Source organism: Polaromonas sp. P1_G2 (assembly GCF_056405515.1).
On sequence record NZ_JBFUBY010000109.1, the window covers coordinates 1 to 14,864 of the forward strand.

General features: G+C 65.0%; 15 protein-coding genes. 7 read left to right on the forward strand and 8 right to left on the reverse strand.

Annotated features, from left to right (window positions below):
• On the reverse strand, positions 1 to 910 hold a 910-nt coding region (locus AC1D0P_RS12950), incomplete at its 3' end, for an acyltransferase family protein (RefSeq protein ID WP_477677114.1).
• A 207-nt stretch (positions 911 to 1,117) separates the two neighbouring features.
• On the opposite strand from AC1D0P_RS12950, the gene AC1D0P_RS12955 reads away from it, so the two are divergent.
• Complete coding sequence (locus AC1D0P_RS12955) at positions 1,118 to 1,537, forward strand: hypothetical protein (protein ID WP_477677115.1); 420 nt, start codon at positions 1,118 to 1,120, stop codon at positions 1,535 to 1,537.
• A gap of 27 nt (positions 1,538 to 1,564) precedes the next feature.
• Here the strand turns inward: AC1D0P_RS12955 and AC1D0P_RS12960 are convergent, their stop codons facing one another.
• Both AC1D0P_RS12960 and AC1D0P_RS12965 read right to left on the reverse strand, forming a co-directional pair.
• Entirely contained in the window at positions 1,565 to 2,938 is a 1,374-nt protein-coding gene (locus tag AC1D0P_RS12960) for an MATE family efflux transporter (protein WP_477677116.1), read from the reverse strand.
• Positions 2,935 to 3,534: a DUF2239 family protein gene (locus tag AC1D0P_RS12965; RefSeq protein WP_477677117.1), complete on the reverse strand. Its 600-nt coding sequence runs from the start codon at positions 3,532 to 3,534 to the stop codon at positions 2,935 to 2,937. The genes AC1D0P_RS12960 and AC1D0P_RS12965 overlap by 4 nt, the downstream gene beginning before the upstream one ends.
• Positions 3,535 to 3,800: 266 nt before the next feature.
• On the opposite strand from AC1D0P_RS12965, the gene AC1D0P_RS12970 reads away from it, so the two are divergent.
• The 5 genes from AC1D0P_RS12970 (at position 3,801) to AC1D0P_RS12990 (ending at position 8,846) form a co-directional block, all read left to right on the forward strand.
• Positions 3,801 to 4,877 (forward strand): methionine ABC transporter ATP-binding protein, encoded by a 1,077-nt coding sequence (locus AC1D0P_RS12970; protein WP_477677118.1) that lies wholly within the window; start codon positions 3,801 to 3,803, stop codon positions 4,875 to 4,877.
• Positions 4,867 to 5,532, forward strand: a complete 666-nt coding sequence (locus AC1D0P_RS12975) for a methionine ABC transporter permease (RefSeq protein ID WP_477651679.1) — start codon at positions 4,867 to 4,869, stop codon at positions 5,530 to 5,532. Before AC1D0P_RS12970 ends, AC1D0P_RS12975 begins: the two co-directional genes overlap by 11 nt.
• Before the next feature lie 193 nt (positions 5,533 to 5,725).
• Entirely contained in the window at positions 5,726 to 6,520 is a 795-nt protein-coding gene (locus AC1D0P_RS12980) for a MetQ/NlpA family ABC transporter substrate-binding protein (protein ID WP_477677119.1), read from the forward strand.
• A gap of 23 nt (positions 6,521 to 6,543) precedes the next feature.
• Positions 6,544 to 7,683, forward strand: coding sequence for a sigma-54 interaction domain-containing protein (locus tag AC1D0P_RS12985; RefSeq protein WP_477677120.1), 1,140 nt, complete (start codon positions 6,544 to 6,546; stop codon positions 7,681 to 7,683).
• Positions 7,684 to 7,892: 209 nt separating this feature from the next.
• On the forward strand, positions 7,893 to 8,846 hold the full coding sequence (locus tag AC1D0P_RS12990) for a TauD/TfdA dioxygenase family protein (protein WP_477677121.1): 954 nt from the start codon (positions 7,893 to 7,895) through the stop codon (positions 8,844 to 8,846).
• A gap of 88 nt (positions 8,847 to 8,934) precedes the next feature.
• Here AC1D0P_RS12990 and AC1D0P_RS12995 read toward each other — a convergent pair whose 3' ends face one another.
• The 5 genes from AC1D0P_RS12995 to AC1D0P_RS13015 all read right to left on the reverse strand — a co-directional run bounded on the left by AC1D0P_RS12995 (position 8,935) and on the right by AC1D0P_RS13015 (position 13,938).
• On the reverse strand, positions 8,935 to 10,287 hold the full coding sequence (locus AC1D0P_RS12995) for an LLM class flavin-dependent oxidoreductase (protein ID WP_477677122.1): 1,353 nt from the start codon (positions 10,285 to 10,287) through the stop codon (positions 8,935 to 8,937).
• A gap of 27 nt (positions 10,288 to 10,314) precedes the next feature.
• The gene (locus AC1D0P_RS13000; RefSeq protein ID WP_477677123.1) at positions 10,315 to 11,166 is read right to left on the reverse strand and encodes an ABC transporter permease; all 852 of its coding nucleotides are present in this window, start codon (positions 11,164 to 11,166) and stop codon (positions 10,315 to 10,317) included.
• Positions 11,159 to 12,013 carry an ABC transporter ATP-binding protein gene (locus AC1D0P_RS13005; RefSeq protein ID WP_477677124.1) on the reverse strand — a complete coding sequence of 285 codons (855 nt, stop codon included), beginning with the start codon at positions 12,011 to 12,013 and terminating at the stop codon, positions 11,159 to 11,161. The genes AC1D0P_RS13000 and AC1D0P_RS13005 overlap by 8 nt, the downstream gene beginning before the upstream one ends.
• Complete coding sequence (locus AC1D0P_RS13010; RefSeq protein ID WP_477677125.1) at positions 12,010 to 12,591, reverse strand: ABC transporter substrate-binding protein; 582 nt, start codon at positions 12,589 to 12,591, stop codon at positions 12,010 to 12,012. The genes AC1D0P_RS13005 and AC1D0P_RS13010 overlap by 4 nt, the downstream gene beginning before the upstream one ends.
• 432 nt (positions 12,592 to 13,023) lie before the next feature.
• On the reverse strand, positions 13,024 to 13,938 hold the full coding sequence (locus AC1D0P_RS13015; RefSeq protein WP_477677126.1) for a YihY/virulence factor BrkB family protein: 915 nt from the start codon (positions 13,936 to 13,938) through the stop codon (positions 13,024 to 13,026).
• 272 nt (positions 13,939 to 14,210) lie between these two features.
• On the opposite strand from AC1D0P_RS13015, the gene AC1D0P_RS13020 reads away from it, so the two are divergent.
• Positions 14,211 to 14,759 carry an NADPH-dependent FMN reductase gene (locus AC1D0P_RS13020; protein ID WP_477677127.1) on the forward strand — a complete coding sequence of 183 codons (549 nt, stop codon included), beginning with the start codon at positions 14,211 to 14,213 and terminating at the stop codon, positions 14,757 to 14,759.
• Positions 14,760 to 14,864 lie beyond the last annotated feature (105 nt).

Sequence of the window (14,864 nt, forward strand, 5' to 3'; positions counted from 1 at the left end):
GCAACGACGAGGGCAACGACGAGGCGCACAGGACAAGGTAAATGCCCAGCGCCGCCTGTGCCGTGGAGATCAGGGGGTTGCCGTAGGCCCTGAGGCCCAGGTCCATGGGCACGTCAAAAAAGCAGTGCAGCGCCGCGAACGCGACGGCCGATACCAGAAACCCGATGGCGCTGAAACGCAGGGCCGCCACCCGCTTTGCGAGCAGGAACCCGGACAGCATGAAGGCCGAACTGATGAAGGCCAGGTCCAGGCTCCACGGCAGTCCCGGCACACGGTCCAGGCCCATGAAGGACAGCTTCGTCGTCCCGGTTTGCCAGAACCTGTCGATGAACACGATGCCCGTTGCCAGCAGGCCTGCAGTGATCAGCCAGAGCCAGGTCGCGCGGTTCCTGTCCAAGGCCAGGGTCGCGCGCAGGATGGCCAGGGACAGCAGCGACGCCACAAAAAGATCCGGCAAAAACCACAGCGGTGTCCACGCGATGGTGGGCGCGCTGGCATAAAGTACACCGGAAAAATAGACCAGCGGGGTTGTGGCGGCGAGTGGCATCAGGCGCGGGAGCAGCATCTCCGCCATGCCCAGCAGCACCAGGACGACGAAGTAGGGCTTGAGAATGGCATCGGCGCGGGACAGCGCWAACTTCCCCCACTGCAYTGAGTCTTTCAGGAAAATGCCCGAGAGAAAAAAGAACAGTGGCAGGTGAAAGGAATAAATCACCCGGAAGAGTTCGCCTCTTTCGTGCAGCACGATCGGGTTGTGCCCGAGCACGACCAGGATGATGCCAAGGCCCCTGGCGATGTCGATGGTGGCGTTGCGGCGGGTCATGCGTGTGATCGGGTCGTCGATGCGGCGCGAGCGGCTGGCACCCGGCTGCGGCAACGAGAGAGGGAAGAAATCCCTGGTCGCATCCATGGTAGCAAGGCTTCAGGATGAGCCTGTGTGAGTCTGTGACAAAGAGCACAGGATGTGCTTGGCGAAATCCCACTTCAAATTTCCATCTACGGACAATTGCCCGAAATCCCTGCCGGGAAATGGAATATGGTCCGGCATTCGGCGATCCCCGGAAGCCCTTCAACCCCGATCCGCCGCAAGCCCAGCCGTCCACCAGAGGAGACCACCATGGCATTTGTGATCAAGCCCATTGCCCGGGATGTTTTTGATTCGTTCTGGACACCCGATGTGAAACGCGATATCCGCAAGTTCGTCCATTCCAGGAACGACACGTCCAGCGAGCTCCAGCACCAGACCTGGGCGATTGATGAAGGCGTCAAGGCCTGCCTGCTGCCTGTTTCCCTGGCCGGCAAGCCGGATGCCGCCTGGTGCTATGCCTTTGTGATGAAAGGCGAGTTTGCCGTGGTGCGGCAGGAAAGCTATTGCGTCTATTCTTTCGTCGGCATATCGCCGGGCCTGAGGAACAAGCTCGACGCCGTGAAGCGCCTGATCGCGGAGGCGCTGCGGGTGGGCGGGGAGTTCCTGGACGGCAGGGCCGGCGACGACGGGCTGTTCGCCGTGCCGGATGCGCAGTTCATGCGCTCCTGAGGGAGCGGCCCGCCGGCCTCCATTTCTTTACACCAGCCTACGTATCGATTGTTTCTTCCAGACCAGGCGGTAATACGCCGTCTGCAGGCACAGCATCGCGACAAAGGTGACGGGGTAGGCGATCCAGATGCCGTTGACGCCGATGCGGTGGCTCATGACCCAGGCCACGGGCACCTCGACCAGCGCGATGCAGAAAATCGAAATGCCCATGGGCACCCACACCGTGCCGCTGGCGCGCATGACGCCCGAGACCACGCCCTGCATGCCGAAGACCACGCTGCTCCACAGCATGATGTGCAGCAGGGTTTGCGACAGCTCGATCACCGGCTCGCTGGTGATGAAAAGGCCCATCAGGTGGCGCGAGAAAAGATAGCCCAGCAAGACCAGTACGCCGGTCAGCGCCAGGTTCATCTGCAGGCCCGTGCGGGTGATGGTGCCCAGCCTGTCGGTGCGGCCCGCACCTATCGCCTGCGCCCCGAGGATGGAGGCGGTGATGGCGATCGAAATGGCCGGGAACTGCACATAGGCCACCACCTGGTTCACCGCGCCGTAGGCCGCCGTGGCGTTGGAGCCGTAGCCGTTGACCAGCGAGAGCAGCGCGATCTCGGCGAGCGAGATGACGACCAGCTGCACGCCGGTGGGCACGCCGACCCTCAGCACGGTCTTGAGGATGGCGGGGTTCACGCGCAGGTGGCGCCTGAACTCGGCATCGGGCGCCAACGGGCTGTTGATGGCGTGCAGGCGCCGGGCCAGCCAGCCGGTGGCGATGAGGAAGGACAGGATGGTGGCCACCGCGCTGCTGGCGACGCCCAGCTTCGGCAGGCCGCCCCAGCCCAGGATGAGCGCGGGCGTCACGACCAGGGCGCAGGCGGTGGAAATGCACAGCGTGTAGAGTGAGCTCACCGTGTCGCCCACGCCGCGCAGCATGGAGGTCGACAGCAGGAAAACGAACAGCCCCGGCATGGCGATCAGCATGATGCGGGCATAGAGTGTGGCATCGGCCAGGATGTCGGGCGGTGTTCCCAGGGCCTTGAGCAGCGGCGCGGTGAAGGCGCCGCCAAAGACGGCGATGGCCAGGCCGAAGCTCGCGCCCACCGCCAGCGTGGTGCCGGCCACGGCCTTGACTTTGCCGGTGTCGCGCGCGCCCCAGGCCTGGCCGATCAGCACCGAGGCGCCTGCGCCCAGCCCGATGGTGAAGGCAATGAAGAAAAACATGATGGGGAAAAAGCTGGTCACGGCCGCCAGCGCCCCGACGCCGATCATCTGGCCGATGTAGATGTTGTTGATCGTGCCCGAGAGCGATTGCAGGATGTTGCTGAGCAGCATGGGGCCGAGAAAGGCCGCGAAGGTTTTCCACATCGGCATGCCGTCGGTCAGCATTTTTGGGGCGGGCGGCTTCATTCGGCGCTCCAGCCGCCGGCGGCCAGTTTGGCCAGTTGCAGGCGCAGGTCTTCGGGCCAGGGCGCGACCAGGTTTTCAAACTTCGGCCTGTCGCCGGCGAACAGCGCGCGGCTGGCTTCTTCAAAGCCGGGCAGGTCGCCTGCCATCTCGCTCATGAAACGGTAGGCGTTCTCGCGCGAGGCGCGCACGCTGACGCGGCCTTCGTTGGCCTTGCGCGATTCGTCGACCAGGCGGCGCAGGGTGACCGAGGCGCCGCCGGGCTGGCTGCCCAGCCATTCCCAGTGGCGGGGCAGCAGCGTGACTTCACGCGCCACGACACCGAGCTTGGGCCGGCCGACCGGCCGCGCGACAGAGGCTTCCGTTGCGGGTGCTTCCGCAGCGGCCGTGGGCGAGTGTGCGGCCTCAGCTTCGGGCCGCAGGTCCAGGTCTATGCGTTCGCCGGTGGCGTCGTTGAACACGCGGACCAGCGTGTCTTCGGTGAGGGGCAGTTTGCGCAGCGCGCTGACGACCTGTGCGCGGTCACCGGCAGCGACATGCCGGAAGCCTGCGAAGGCGACCAGGCGCGGGGAGGGTTCGGGGGAGGACTGGGATGGCATTGGAATGGCTCGGTAAACAGTCAAAAGGAAATAAAGGAGGGATGGTTTCATCCGGGTGAATTAATTCTATAACACCCGGGTATAAGAAAGCTGGATTTACTTTAAATCCGGGTGTAATTATTTGTATAGTCTGAATTCATCTAATTAATCTATTTAATATTCTTTTGAGTTTGAGCTTCAAGCTTCTACATTCGCTGTCTGTTCACAAAAAGGGCTGACGTGCTTCCACAAGAAGCGCGACGGCGACAAAGGCTTAGCGGGATTTCATGATCGAACTCAAAGGTATTTTTCAGACCTACAAGGGCTCCACGGGCCCGGTCGAAGCGCTCAGGGGCGTCGACCTCCACATCCAGCCGGGCGAGGTCTACGGCATCATCGGCCGCAGCGGCGCCGGCAAAAGCTCATTGGTGCGGGTCATCAACCTGCTGAACCGGCCTTCCGCCGGCCAGGTGCTGGTCGGCGGCCGCGAACTGACGGCCCTCAACGGCGATGCTTTGCGCGTGGCGCGCCGAGACATCGGCATCGTCTTCCAGCATTTCAACCTGCTCTCGTCGCGCACGGTCTACGGCAACGTGGCCCTGCCGCTCGAAATCGCCGGGCTGCCGGCCGCAGAGATCAAGGCCCGTGTCGAGCCCTTGCTGGACCTCGTCGGCCTGAGCACCCTTGCGGACCGTTACCCGGCGCAGATCAGCGGCGGGCAAAAGCAGCGCGTGGGCATTGCGCGCGCGCTGGCGAACCGGCCCAAGGTGCTGCTGTCGGACGAGGCGACCTCGGCGCTGGACCCGGAAACGACACGTTCCATCCTGGGCCTGCTGCGGCAGATCAACCAGGAATTCGGCCTGACCATCGTGCTGATCACCCACCAGATGCAGGTGATCAAGCAGGTGGCCGATCGCGTCGCGGTGATAGACGCCGGCCGCATCGTCGAAAGCGGGCCGGTGATCGACGTCTTCACGCGCCCGCAGCATGAAACCACGCGCAGCCTGATCGCCGAGATCGTGCCGCAGGACCTGCCGGACAGCGTGCTGGTGCGCATACGCACGCTGATGAGCGCCGAGCATCCCGAAGAAGGCCAGCTGCTGCGCCTGGCGTTTGCCGGTGATGAATCGGACCGGCCGCTGCTGTCGGACGTGATACGCCGCTTCGGCATCGACCTGTCCATCGTGCACGGCCAGGTCGACGAGATCCAGGGCAAGCCTTTTGGCTCGCTCGCGGTGTTCGCGCGCGGTGCGCGGGCGCAGCTCAATGCGGCGGTTGCGCACCTGCGCGGTGCCGGGGTGCATGTCGACGAAGTCGGCGCGGATTTGTCCGCATTGCCTGGAGGTCTGGCTCATGTTCAGTAATTTTTCGCAAGCCCTGCTGGAATTGTTTGTCAGCTCGCTCTGGGAAACCATCGTCATGGTCGGCATCTCGGGCCTGGTCGGCGCGCTGATCGGCATTCCGCTGGGCGTGTTTTTGCGGCTCACCGACGAGGGCGGCGTGCTGCGCAACGCCGGCGCCAACCGCGTGGTGGGCGGCCTGGTGAACGCCGTGCGTTCCACGCCTTTCATCATCCTGCTGGTGGCCATCATTCCGCTCACGCGTTTTCTGACGGGTTCATCCATAGGCACGGCGGCCGCCGTGGTGCCGCTCACCATCGCGGCCGCGCCCTTTGTCGCGCGGCTGGTAGAGGCTTCGCTGCGCGAGGTGGACCACGGGCTTATCGAGGCGGCCCAGGCCATGGGCGCGACCACGCGGCAAATCGTGCTCAAGGTGCTGCTGCCTGAAGCGCTACCCGGCATCGTCGCGGGCCTGACCATCACCTTTGTGAGCCTGACGGGCTACTCGGCCATGGCCGGCGCGATTGGCGGCGGCGGGCTGGGCGACCTGGGCATCCGCTACGGCTACCAGCGCTTTTTGCCCGAAGTCATGCTGGCCGTGGTGCTGGTGCTGATCCTGTTCGTGCAGGCGGTGCAAAGCCTGGGCGACTGGGCTGTGCGCAGGCTGAGCCATAAATGAGCGGGGCCTTCATCTCCTATCAACAGCGATGTTGACTCCCTGAGTTTCTCCCTCCCCCACTGGGGGAGGGCAGGGGTGGGGGCCGGTCGGCGGTCGAAAGGCTGCCTGGCTTGCAAAGGCCGCCGGCCCTCACCCCAATCCTCTCCCAGGGGGAGAGGGAGCAAGATTTTTATTCATCCAAAAAGGAAACACCATGAACAAACGCACCCTCATCCAGTCCGCCGTCGCACTCGCGCTGGCCGCATCCTTGCCCGCCGCCGTGCTCGCGCAGGACAAGCCTTTGAAGATCGGCGTCACCGCCGGCCCGCACGCGCAGATTTTTGAGCAGGTCAAGAAGATCGCCGAAAAAGACGGCCTGAAAATCCAGGTCGTCGAGTTCAGCGACTACATCCAGCCCAACGCCGCGCTGGCCGCCGGCGACCTGGATGCCAACAGCTACCAGCACAAGCCCTTCCTGGACCAGCAGGTCAAGGACCGCGGCTACAAGATCGTCAACGTGGGCTATACCGTCAACTTCCCGATCGGCCTGTACTCCAAGAAGGTCAAAAGCCTGGCCGAGCTGAAGGAAGGCGCGCGCTTCGGCATCCCGAACGACCCAACCAACGGCGGCCGCGTGCTGCTGGTGCTGCAGGACAAGGGCCTGATCAAGCTCAAGCCCGAAGCCGGACTCAAGGCCACGCCGCTGGACGTGATCGAGAACCCCAAGAAGCTCAAGTTCGTGGAGCTTGACGCCGCCCAGTTGCCGCGCTCGCTTGACGACCTGGACGCCTCGGCCGTCAACACCAACTACGCGCTGTCGGCCGGCCTGAACCCCAAGGACGCGATCGCGCAGGAAGCCGCCAAGTCGCCTTACGTCAACCTGTTGGCCGTGCGTGAGCAGGACAAGGACAAGCCCTGGGTCGCCAAGCTCGTGAAGGCCTACCACTCGGAAGAGATCCGCAAGTTCGTGCAGGCCGAGTTCAAGGGCGCCGTGCTGGCCGGCTTCTAAACCGCGCACAAAGCACGCCGCGCATGTCGCACCTGCTGACGCTTCCCGACGCCGGCGCCTTGTCCATACGCGCCAAGGCGCTGGTGTTCGAGGACCCGGGCTCGGTGGCCCTGCTGGAGCGCGTGGAACAGGTCGCGCCCACCGACGCCACCGTGCTGGTGATCGGCGAGACCGGTACCGGCAAGGAATTGCTGGCGCGCCGCGTGCACCAGGGCAGCGGGCGGCGCGGGCCCTTCCTCGCGGTGAACTGCGGCGCCTTCAGCGAAGCGTTGATCGATGCCGAGCTGTTCGGCCATGAAAGCGGCGCCTTCACCGGCGCATCGCAGGCACGCGCGGGCTGGTTTGAATCGGCCAACGGCGGCACGCTGTTTCTCGACGAGATCGGCGATTTGCCGCTGGCCCTGCAGGTCAAGCTCCTGCGCGTGCTGCAGGAGCGCCAGGTGGTGCGCCTGGGCTCGCGCAAGCCCATCGCGCTGGATGTGCGCCTGATCGCAGCCACCAACGTCGACCTGCGCAACGCGGTGGCCGCCGGCCATTTCCGTGCCGACCTTTATTACCGCATCAGCGTGGCCACGCTGGAGCTGCGGCCCCTGTATGAACGCCCCGGCGACATCCTGCCGCTGGCGCGCCATYTCCTGGCCAACTATTCAGCGCGCCTGGGCATCACCGGCGCCAGCCTGGCGCCCGACGCCGAGCAGGCCTTGCTCGCGCACGACTGGCCGGGCAATATCCGCGAGCTTGAAAACGTCGTGCATTACGCCTTGATCGTGGCGCCAGGCAGCAGGCTGACGGCGGTGGACTTGCAGGTGAACCAGCGGTCAGTGGCATGCGTGTCGCGCGGGGGGAGGGCGCTGCCGGCCGCGCCGGCCGTGGAGGCGGTGCCGGCTACGGATGCCGCAGCGGCTCCGGCCCCTGAAACCGACCTGCTGCGCGAGGTCTTGCTGCAGCGCCTGCAGGCGGCCCAGCCCGGCCTGTTCAACCAGGTCGAGGAAACCCTGGTCAAAGCCGCGTATGAATTTTGCGCCGGCAACCAGGTCCATACCGCGCGCCGGCTGGGCTTGTCGCGCAATGCACTGCGGACCCTGCTCAAACGCCACGGCCTGCTCGATGCCGGCCATGAGCTTCCCGAGCCCGAGCCGGTCGAACCGGCGGACGCCGACTGATCCACTGCACGGCGGCGGCTCTTGCTGCTGCATTTCACCCAGCGCCGTGAGCCCTGTGTTGCCTGGCAAGCGGGCACTGTCCGGATTGCAGCAGGCCTGGCCTCCCTGCGCCTGAAAAACACCGCTTTCAGGCGTCTTTTGCTGGCATGACTTCTGCCTCTTCTGCTTTTTCAACTCAGGCCGGCGACGGCCACATGCAAAGGCAGCCCATGACCCAACTTCATTCCTCCCAATCCGTCCTTGATATCGCGCTCGTCGCCGGCCGCATAGGCGCGGAAGTGCGCGGCCTGCGGCTGTCGGCCGAGATTTCCGGCGATACCGTGGTGGCGCTCAACCAGGCGCTGCTCAAGCACAAGGTGCTGTTCCTGCGGGGCCAGCAGCACCTGGACGATGCCGCGCAGGAGGCCTTTGCCCAGCGGCTGGGCGACCCGGTGCCGCACCCGACGGTACCGTCGCGCCAGGGAAGCGGCTACATCCTGGAACTCGATTCGGCGCACGGCGGCCGCGCCAACTCCTGGCATACCGACGTGACCTTCGCGGTCGCGCCGCCGAAAATTTCGGTGCTGCGCGGCGTGGTAATCCCGCCCTGGGGCGGCGATACCGTCTGGGCCAATACCGCCGCGGCCTATCAGGGCCTGCCGCCCGCCTTGCGCGAGCTGGCCGACAAGCTGTGGGCCGTGCACGGCAACGATTACGACTACGCCGCGCAGCGCACGGAGAAGGACATCTCGGATGAAGGGGCCAGGCATTACCGCGAGGTGTTTACCCGCACCCTGCATGAGGCCGAACACCCGGTGGTGCGCGTGCACCCTGAAACCCGCGAGCGCGCGCTGGTGCTGGGGCACTTCGTGAAGAAGTTGGTGGGCTATTCCAGCAGCGACTCGCAACACCTGCTGTCGGTGCTGCAGGAGCACATCATTCGCCTGGAGAACACCGTGCGCTGGCGCTGGACGCAGGGTGACGTCGTGATCTGGGACAACCGCGCCACCCAGCACTACGCCATCAACGACTACGGCGACCAGCACCGCGTGGTGCGCCGCGTGACCTTGGCGGGCGATGTGCCGGTCAGTGTGGACGGCCGGCGCTCGACGGTGCATGCCAAGGCGGGGCAGCCCGGCACTGCAGGCAAGAGTTCCGCGGCGCCGGTGGCTGTCGCGGCTTGAACCTTGCCTGAAGCAGGGTTAAAAAAAGGCCTGCGGTACGAAACCGCAGGCCTTGAAAATCCCACCCAGGGGACACGATGTCTACGGGCTAGGCGACCTTGCGCGCCTTGACGGTGAACTGGTTGGCCGGGCGGTCCAGGCCCAGGTTCTCGCGCAGGGTGCTGCCTTCGTATTCGGTGCGGAAGAGGCCGCGCCGCTGCAGCTCGGGAATCACCAGTTCGACGAAGTCGTTGAGCGATTCGGGCAGCACCGGCGGCATCACGTTGAAGCCGTCGGCCGCGCCGTTTTCAAACCACTCCTGCATCTTGTCGGCAATGGTCTGCGGCGTGCCCACCACCACCCAGTGGCCGCGCGCGCCGGCCAGGTATTCGTAGAGCTGGCGCACGGTGAGCTTGTCGCGCCGGGCCAGCTCCAGCACCACGTGGGCGCGGCTGTTCTGCCCCGGCGGTGGCTCGGGAATGTAGGGCGGCGGCGCGTCCAGGTCCCACTTCGACAAATCTTCTCCCGGCCAGAAGGTATGCAGCGTGTTCAGGCCGACGGCGGGATGGATCAGCTTTTGCAGCTCGGCCCACTTGGCGTCGGCTTCTTCCTGCGTGCGGCCGACCACCRGGGAGATGCCCGGCAGCACCAGCAATTGCTCTGGCCGGCGGCCGTATTTCGCCAGCCGGTTTTTTACGTCGCGGTAGAAGGCCTGGGCTTCGGCCAGGCTGGTCCAGGCGGTGAAGATGGCTTCGGCCGAGGCGGCGGCCAGTTCCCTGCCGGGCTCGGAAGACCCGGCCTGCACGATCACGGGGTAGCCCTGCGGCGGGCGCTCCAGGTTCAGCGGGCCGCTGACCTTGAAGTACTTGCCTGAATGGTTGATGGCATGCACCTTGGCCGGGTCGAAGTACTTGCCCGACWCCGGGTCGCGAAAGAAGGCATCGTCTTCAAAACTGTCCCACAGGCCCTTGACCACGTCGATGAACTCATGCGCCTGCTCATAACGCACGGCGGGCTCGGGGTGCTTGTCCAGGCCGAAGTTGCCGTACACGTTGTCGGCGCCGGTGGTCACCACGTTCCAGGCGGCGCGGCCCTTGCTGAGGTGGTCCAGCGAAGAAAACTTGCGCGCCAGCAGGAAAGGGTCTTCATAGGTGGTGGAGGCCGTGGCGACGAAGCCGACGTGCTTGGTGACGGCCGACAGGGCGGCCCACAAGGTCACCGGCTCGAAGTAGGACACCCGGCCCTGGCGGCTGAAGGCCTCGTCGTCGCCGTGAAAGGCCATGCCCGGGCTGTCGGCCACAAAGACCTGGTCGAAGAGGCCGCGCTCGGCGATTTTCGCCACCTCGATGTAGTGGTCGATGTTGACACCCGAGTCCACCTGCGAGCCGGGGTGCCGCCAGGCGGCGATGTGGTGGCCGGTGGCCATGATGAAAGCGCCCAGGCGCAGTTTGCGTTGAGTCATGAGAATGTCTTTCTGTCGATCAGGGAATTAGTTGCGGGCCTGGACTGGTTTCCATGCCGTGAAGTGGCTCTCGAGTTTTTCCAGCACGAAGTTCAGGGTGACGCCGATGGCGGTGATGGCGATGATCCCGAAGTACATGTCGGCGATCAGGAAGCTGAACTGGGCGTAGATGATCAGGTAGCCGAGCCCGGCCTTGGCGCCCACCATCTCGGCCGCGATCAGCACCAGCATGGCGGAAGCGGCGGCCAGGCGTATGCCCACGAAGATGGTCGGGACCGATGCCGGCAGGATCACCTTCAGGAACAGCTGGCGCGAGGACGCGCCCATGGTGCGCGCCGATTTCACCAGCAGCGGGTCGACCTGGCGCACCGCCGAGATGGTGTTGAGCAGCAGCGGCCAGGCGCAGGCGTAGACCACGATGGAGAGTTTGGACACCTCGCCAATGCCCAGCAGCAGCAGGAACACCGGCAGCAAGGCCAGCGGCGCGGTGTTGCGCAGCAGCTCGATCAGCGGGTTCAGGGCATTGCCCAGGCGCTGGTACCAACCGATGGCCAGCCCCAGCGGGATGGCGAAGACGATGGCCAGCAGCAGGCCGCCCAGCGAACGCGCCAGGCTGATGGAGGTGTGTTCCCACAGCTGGCCGTTGAGCGCCAGCGCCCAGCCGGCGGCCAGCACCTCGCTGAGCGGCGGCAAAAAGGTCGGGTCGGTCAGGCCGAGGCGGGGCGCGAGTTCCCAGAGCAGGGCCAGCGCCACGATCAGGCCGGAGCGCCAGGTGGCATTGGCGAGCTGGCGGTAAAACCGCAGCCACACCGGCGGCGTTTGCAGGTGCAGCGCTTGTTGCGCGGTGTGGCTTCCCGCGTTCAGGGCAATATCAGACATGGGCGGTTTCTTTCTTTTGGGCTTGTGAGGCAATGCGCGCGCGGCGCTCCTGGCGTGCAGAGGCGACCTCGTCATGCAACTGCGACCAGATCTCGTGGCGCAGTTCACCGAAGAGCGGCAGCGAGCGCACGTCGTCGGTGCCGGCGCGCAGGGATTCGGGGATGTCCACGATGCGTTTGATGCGGCCGGGGCGCGTCGTCATGATGGCCACGCGCTGGCCCAGCACCACTGCTTCGTCGATGCCGTGGGTGATGAACACAATGGTCTTGCCGGTGCGCTGCCAGATCTCCACGAGTTCTTCCTGCAGCGTTTCACGCGTCTGCGCGTCGAGCGCGGCAAACGGCTCGTCCATCAGCAGCACCTGCGGCTCGTAAGCCAGGCTGCGCGCGATGGCCACGCGCTGCTTCATGCCGCCCGAGAGCTCATGCGGAAAGCGGTTGGCAAAGTCGGTCAGGCCGACCAGCGCCAGGTAGTGCGCGGCCTTTTCGCGCCGGGTGCGCTTGCCCACGCCGGCCACCTCGAGCCCAAAGGCTACGTTGTCCAGGGCCGTGAGCCAGGGGAAGAGGGCGTACTGCTGGAACACCACACCGCGGTTGCGCGCCGGGCCGGTCACGGGCCGGCCGTCGATCAGCACGCGGCCGCTGGTGGGCAGCGCCAGGCCGGCCAGCAGGTCCAGCAGCGTCGATTTGCCGCAGCCGCTGGGCCCCACCAGCACCAGGAATTCGCCGGGCTTCACGTCCAGCGTGACGTCATGCACCGCGACAAAGCGCTTTGCGGCGCCGCCGTCGTCCGCGCGCACGGTGAACTCCTTGCTGACGTTCTCGAAACGGATCTTGGCGGCGCTCATTTGGCGGACGCCAGTTTGTCGGCGTTGGTGAAGTAGGGGTTGAAGGCGTTGGTGTAGAGGGCCGCGGGCTTGACCTGGCCGGGCTTGAGCAGCCCGTCTTTCACCAGCCAGTTGATCCAGATCTGCAGCTCGGCATCTTTGATCACGCCGCCGGTTCCGGCCACGCAGGTGCTTTTCCAGTACTGGATGCTGTCGGCGCTTTCGGCGCGCTTGCGGGCTTCAATGATCTTGACGAAGCGCGCCCGCACGTCGGCGGTCGGCGTGTTGCGCGCCCACTCGATGGAACGCGCCAGCGCCGACACCAGGTGGCGGCTGGTGTTGGGGTTCTGCGCGATGAACTTGTCGTGCAGCACGATGCTGCCCGCGGTGAAGTTGCCGTACAGGGCGCGGTCGGTGAACAGCGGGCGTATGCCGCCGCGCTCCAGCGCCTTGTCGCGCAGGACACCGCCCAGCGTGGTGACTTCAACATGGCCCTGGCGCAGCGCCTGTTCGCCGGTGACCGGCGGCGTCACCACCAGCGTGACCTGCTTGGCCTCTGCGTCGGTGAGCTTGGCGCGGTCCAGGTATTCGCGCACCATGAACTAGGTCGACGTCGCCGGTGACCACGCTCTGGATATCTTGCGGGCCGCTGATGGTGTTGCCCACCCATTTGGCCTTGAGCGGCGCCAGGTAGCCGAGGTCCTCGGCCAGTTCTATCCAGGTGACCTGTCCGACCCAGCCCTGGTAGCGGATTTCAGTTTTCTCCAGCGGTGGTGCGGCATGGACCTGGGGGGCGAGCAAACCGAACGATAAGGCTACAAGGCCGAGGAAGCGGTTGATATTCATGGCGTGAGGAGTGAGTGGTTGACGCGCTCAACATCGCAGCATCCATGCCAGCGATTTGGGGAGAATTTCGGGGTATTTGGCGGGTTTGAATGGCCTGGCTGTTGGGTCTTCAACACTTGCCTGGTGATCGACCGACAGTGCCTGCCCGGTTCGGTGCAGGCGGAGTTCCAAGGACGATTTCGGTTTTAGGAAGCTCGGTTTTGTTCTTTGGCCGGTGATGCTTCCGCCGCGGCCTGCATCGCCTTTTTATCTTCGGCCAGAGAGCCGTGGTCGTGCGCATACACCCAGGTGAATTCGGCCCCCAGCAAAAAGATCTGCGCCGAGTAATACACCCACAGCAGCAACACTACCAGCGAGCCGGCCGCGGCGTAGGAGGAGGTCACGCTGCTCTTGCCGATGTAGAGGCCGATAAGCGCCTTGCCGATCTCAAACAGCACGGCCGTGACGGCGGCGCCTACCCAGACGTCGCGCCAGCCGACAGCGGCCTGCGGCATGAGCTTGAAGATCATGGCGAACAGCACCACGGCCACACCCAGGGATACGACGCTGTTGAGGAGTTGCAGCAGCGCCTGCGCGCCGGGGAAGAGTCCCGTCATCCAGCCGCCGAGCGCAGCAAGGCCCGCGCTGATGACCAGTGACACCGCCAGCAGGAAACCCAGGCCGAGGATGAAACCGAGCGACAGCAGGCGCGCGCGCAGGGTGCGCCAGATGCCTTTGGTTTTCTGCGCGGGCGGCACATCCCAGACGCGGTCCAGCGCGCTTTGCAGTTCGGCGAACACGGTGGTCGCGCCGACCACCAGCACCACGAGGCTGATGGCCGTGGCCAGCAGGCCCTTGGCCGGTTTGTCGGCGCTTTCGATCAGCGCCTGTATGCCCAGCGCGCCGTCGCGGCCTATCAGGCCGGAGAGCTGGCCCACGATCTCGCCTTGCACCGCTTCGCGGCCCCAGACAAAACCGGCCACGGCAATCACGATCAGCAGCAGCGGCGCGATGGAAAACACCGTGTAGTAGGAAATCGCCGCGCCCATGCTGGGGGCGTAATCGTCCAGCCAGGCCGTGACCGACTTTTTCCCCAACTCGTAAAAATGTTTGAGCTGCACCTTGCCGCCTTGCCTTGCTGCCGGATGGGTGGCTTTCTCGCGGCCGCAAGCCCTTTCGCCATGAGTATTCCCAAGGCCCGGCCGCGGCGCCGTCGGCCCGCAGTCCGGGCGGCTGTAGGCGAGAGGCGATTTTGGGCCTATGTCCGACGCCCCCACAAGGTGTTTCACCTGCGCGCGAGCCTGGACAGGCGCTGCTTCGCATAATGGTCCGGCGCAAACCGATTCCCCATCGCGCCCCCGCGATGGTCCTTCACTTTTTAATGGAGAAGCCCATGGCCCAATACAAGATCGCCGTCGTCGTCGGCAGCATTCGCAAGGATTCGTTCAACAAAAAGCTCGCGAGGGCGCTGGAGAAATTATTCCCCGCGGACTTCAGCTTCACCCACGTGCGAATCGACGACCTGCCTCCCTACAACCAGGACGATGACGGCAATCCGGCGGCCGAGGTTACCCGGCTCAAGGGCGAGATCAAGGCCGCGCAAGGCCTGCTGTTCGTCACGCCCGAGTACAACCGCTCGATTCCCGGCGTGCTGAAGAACGCGATCGACCATGCCTCCCGGCCTTACGGCCAAAGCGCCTGGGATGGCAAGCCGGCCGGCGTGATAGGCGCGTCGGTCGGCGCCATCGGCACTGCGCTGTCGCAGCAGCACCTGCGCAACATCCTGGCCTACCTGAATGTGCCCACGCTCGGCCAGCMTGAAGCCTTTATCCACAACAAGGAGGGGCTTTATGAGGCTGACGGTAGCCTCAGTGAGGGGAGCCGGAAGTTTTTGCAGGGATGGGTGGATGCTTATGTTGTTTGGGTTAAGAAGCATGCCTGAATGGTTTGGCCGGTCTTGCTCTGGCCTTTGCGCTTTCYTCTGAGGTTGCTGGCCGGGGGTAGCCCGGCAGCTACTCACTTTTCTTTTGCTTCGCCAAAAGAAAAG

What these genes read in the sequence shown, in the direction of transcription:
- AC1D0P_RS13005 (WP_477677124.1), bottom strand. Translation starts at nt 12,013, where the DNA reads ATGAGCGCCGCCAAGATCCGTTTCGAGAACGTCAGCAAGGAGTTCACC.
- AC1D0P_RS13010 (WP_477677125.1), bottom strand. Translation starts at nt 12,591, where the DNA reads ATGGTGCGCGAATACCTGGACCGCGCCAAGCTCACCGACGCAGAGGCC.
- AC1D0P_RS12970 (WP_477677118.1), top strand. Translation starts at nt 3,801, where the DNA reads ATGATCGAACTCAAAGGTATTTTTCAGACCTACAAGGGCTCCACGGGC.
- AC1D0P_RS12990 (WP_477677121.1), top strand. Translation starts at nt 7,893, where the DNA reads ATGACCCAACTTCATTCCTCCCAATCCGTCCTTGATATCGCGCTCGTC.
- AC1D0P_RS12980 (WP_477677119.1), top strand. Translation starts at nt 5,726, where the DNA reads ATGAACAAACGCACCCTCATCCAGTCCGCCGTCGCACTCGCGCTGGCC.
- AC1D0P_RS13000 (WP_477677123.1), bottom strand. Translation starts at nt 11,166, where the DNA reads ATGTCTGATATTGCCCTGAACGCGGGAAGCCACACCGCGCAACAAGCG.
- AC1D0P_RS12975 (WP_477651679.1), top strand. Translation starts at nt 4,867, where the DNA reads ATGTTCAGTAATTTTTCGCAAGCCCTGCTGGAATTGTTTGTCAGCTCG.
- AC1D0P_RS12955 (WP_477677115.1), top strand. Translation starts at nt 1,118, where the DNA reads ATGGCATTTGTGATCAAGCCCATTGCCCGGGATGTTTTTGATTCGTTC.
- AC1D0P_RS12960 (WP_477677116.1), bottom strand. Translation starts at nt 2,938, where the DNA reads ATGAAGCCGCCCGCCCCAAAAATGCTGACCGACGGCATGCCGATGTGG.
- AC1D0P_RS12965 (WP_477677117.1), bottom strand. Translation starts at nt 3,534, where the DNA reads ATGCCATCCCAGTCCTCCCCCGAACCCTCCCCGCGCCTGGTCGCCTTC.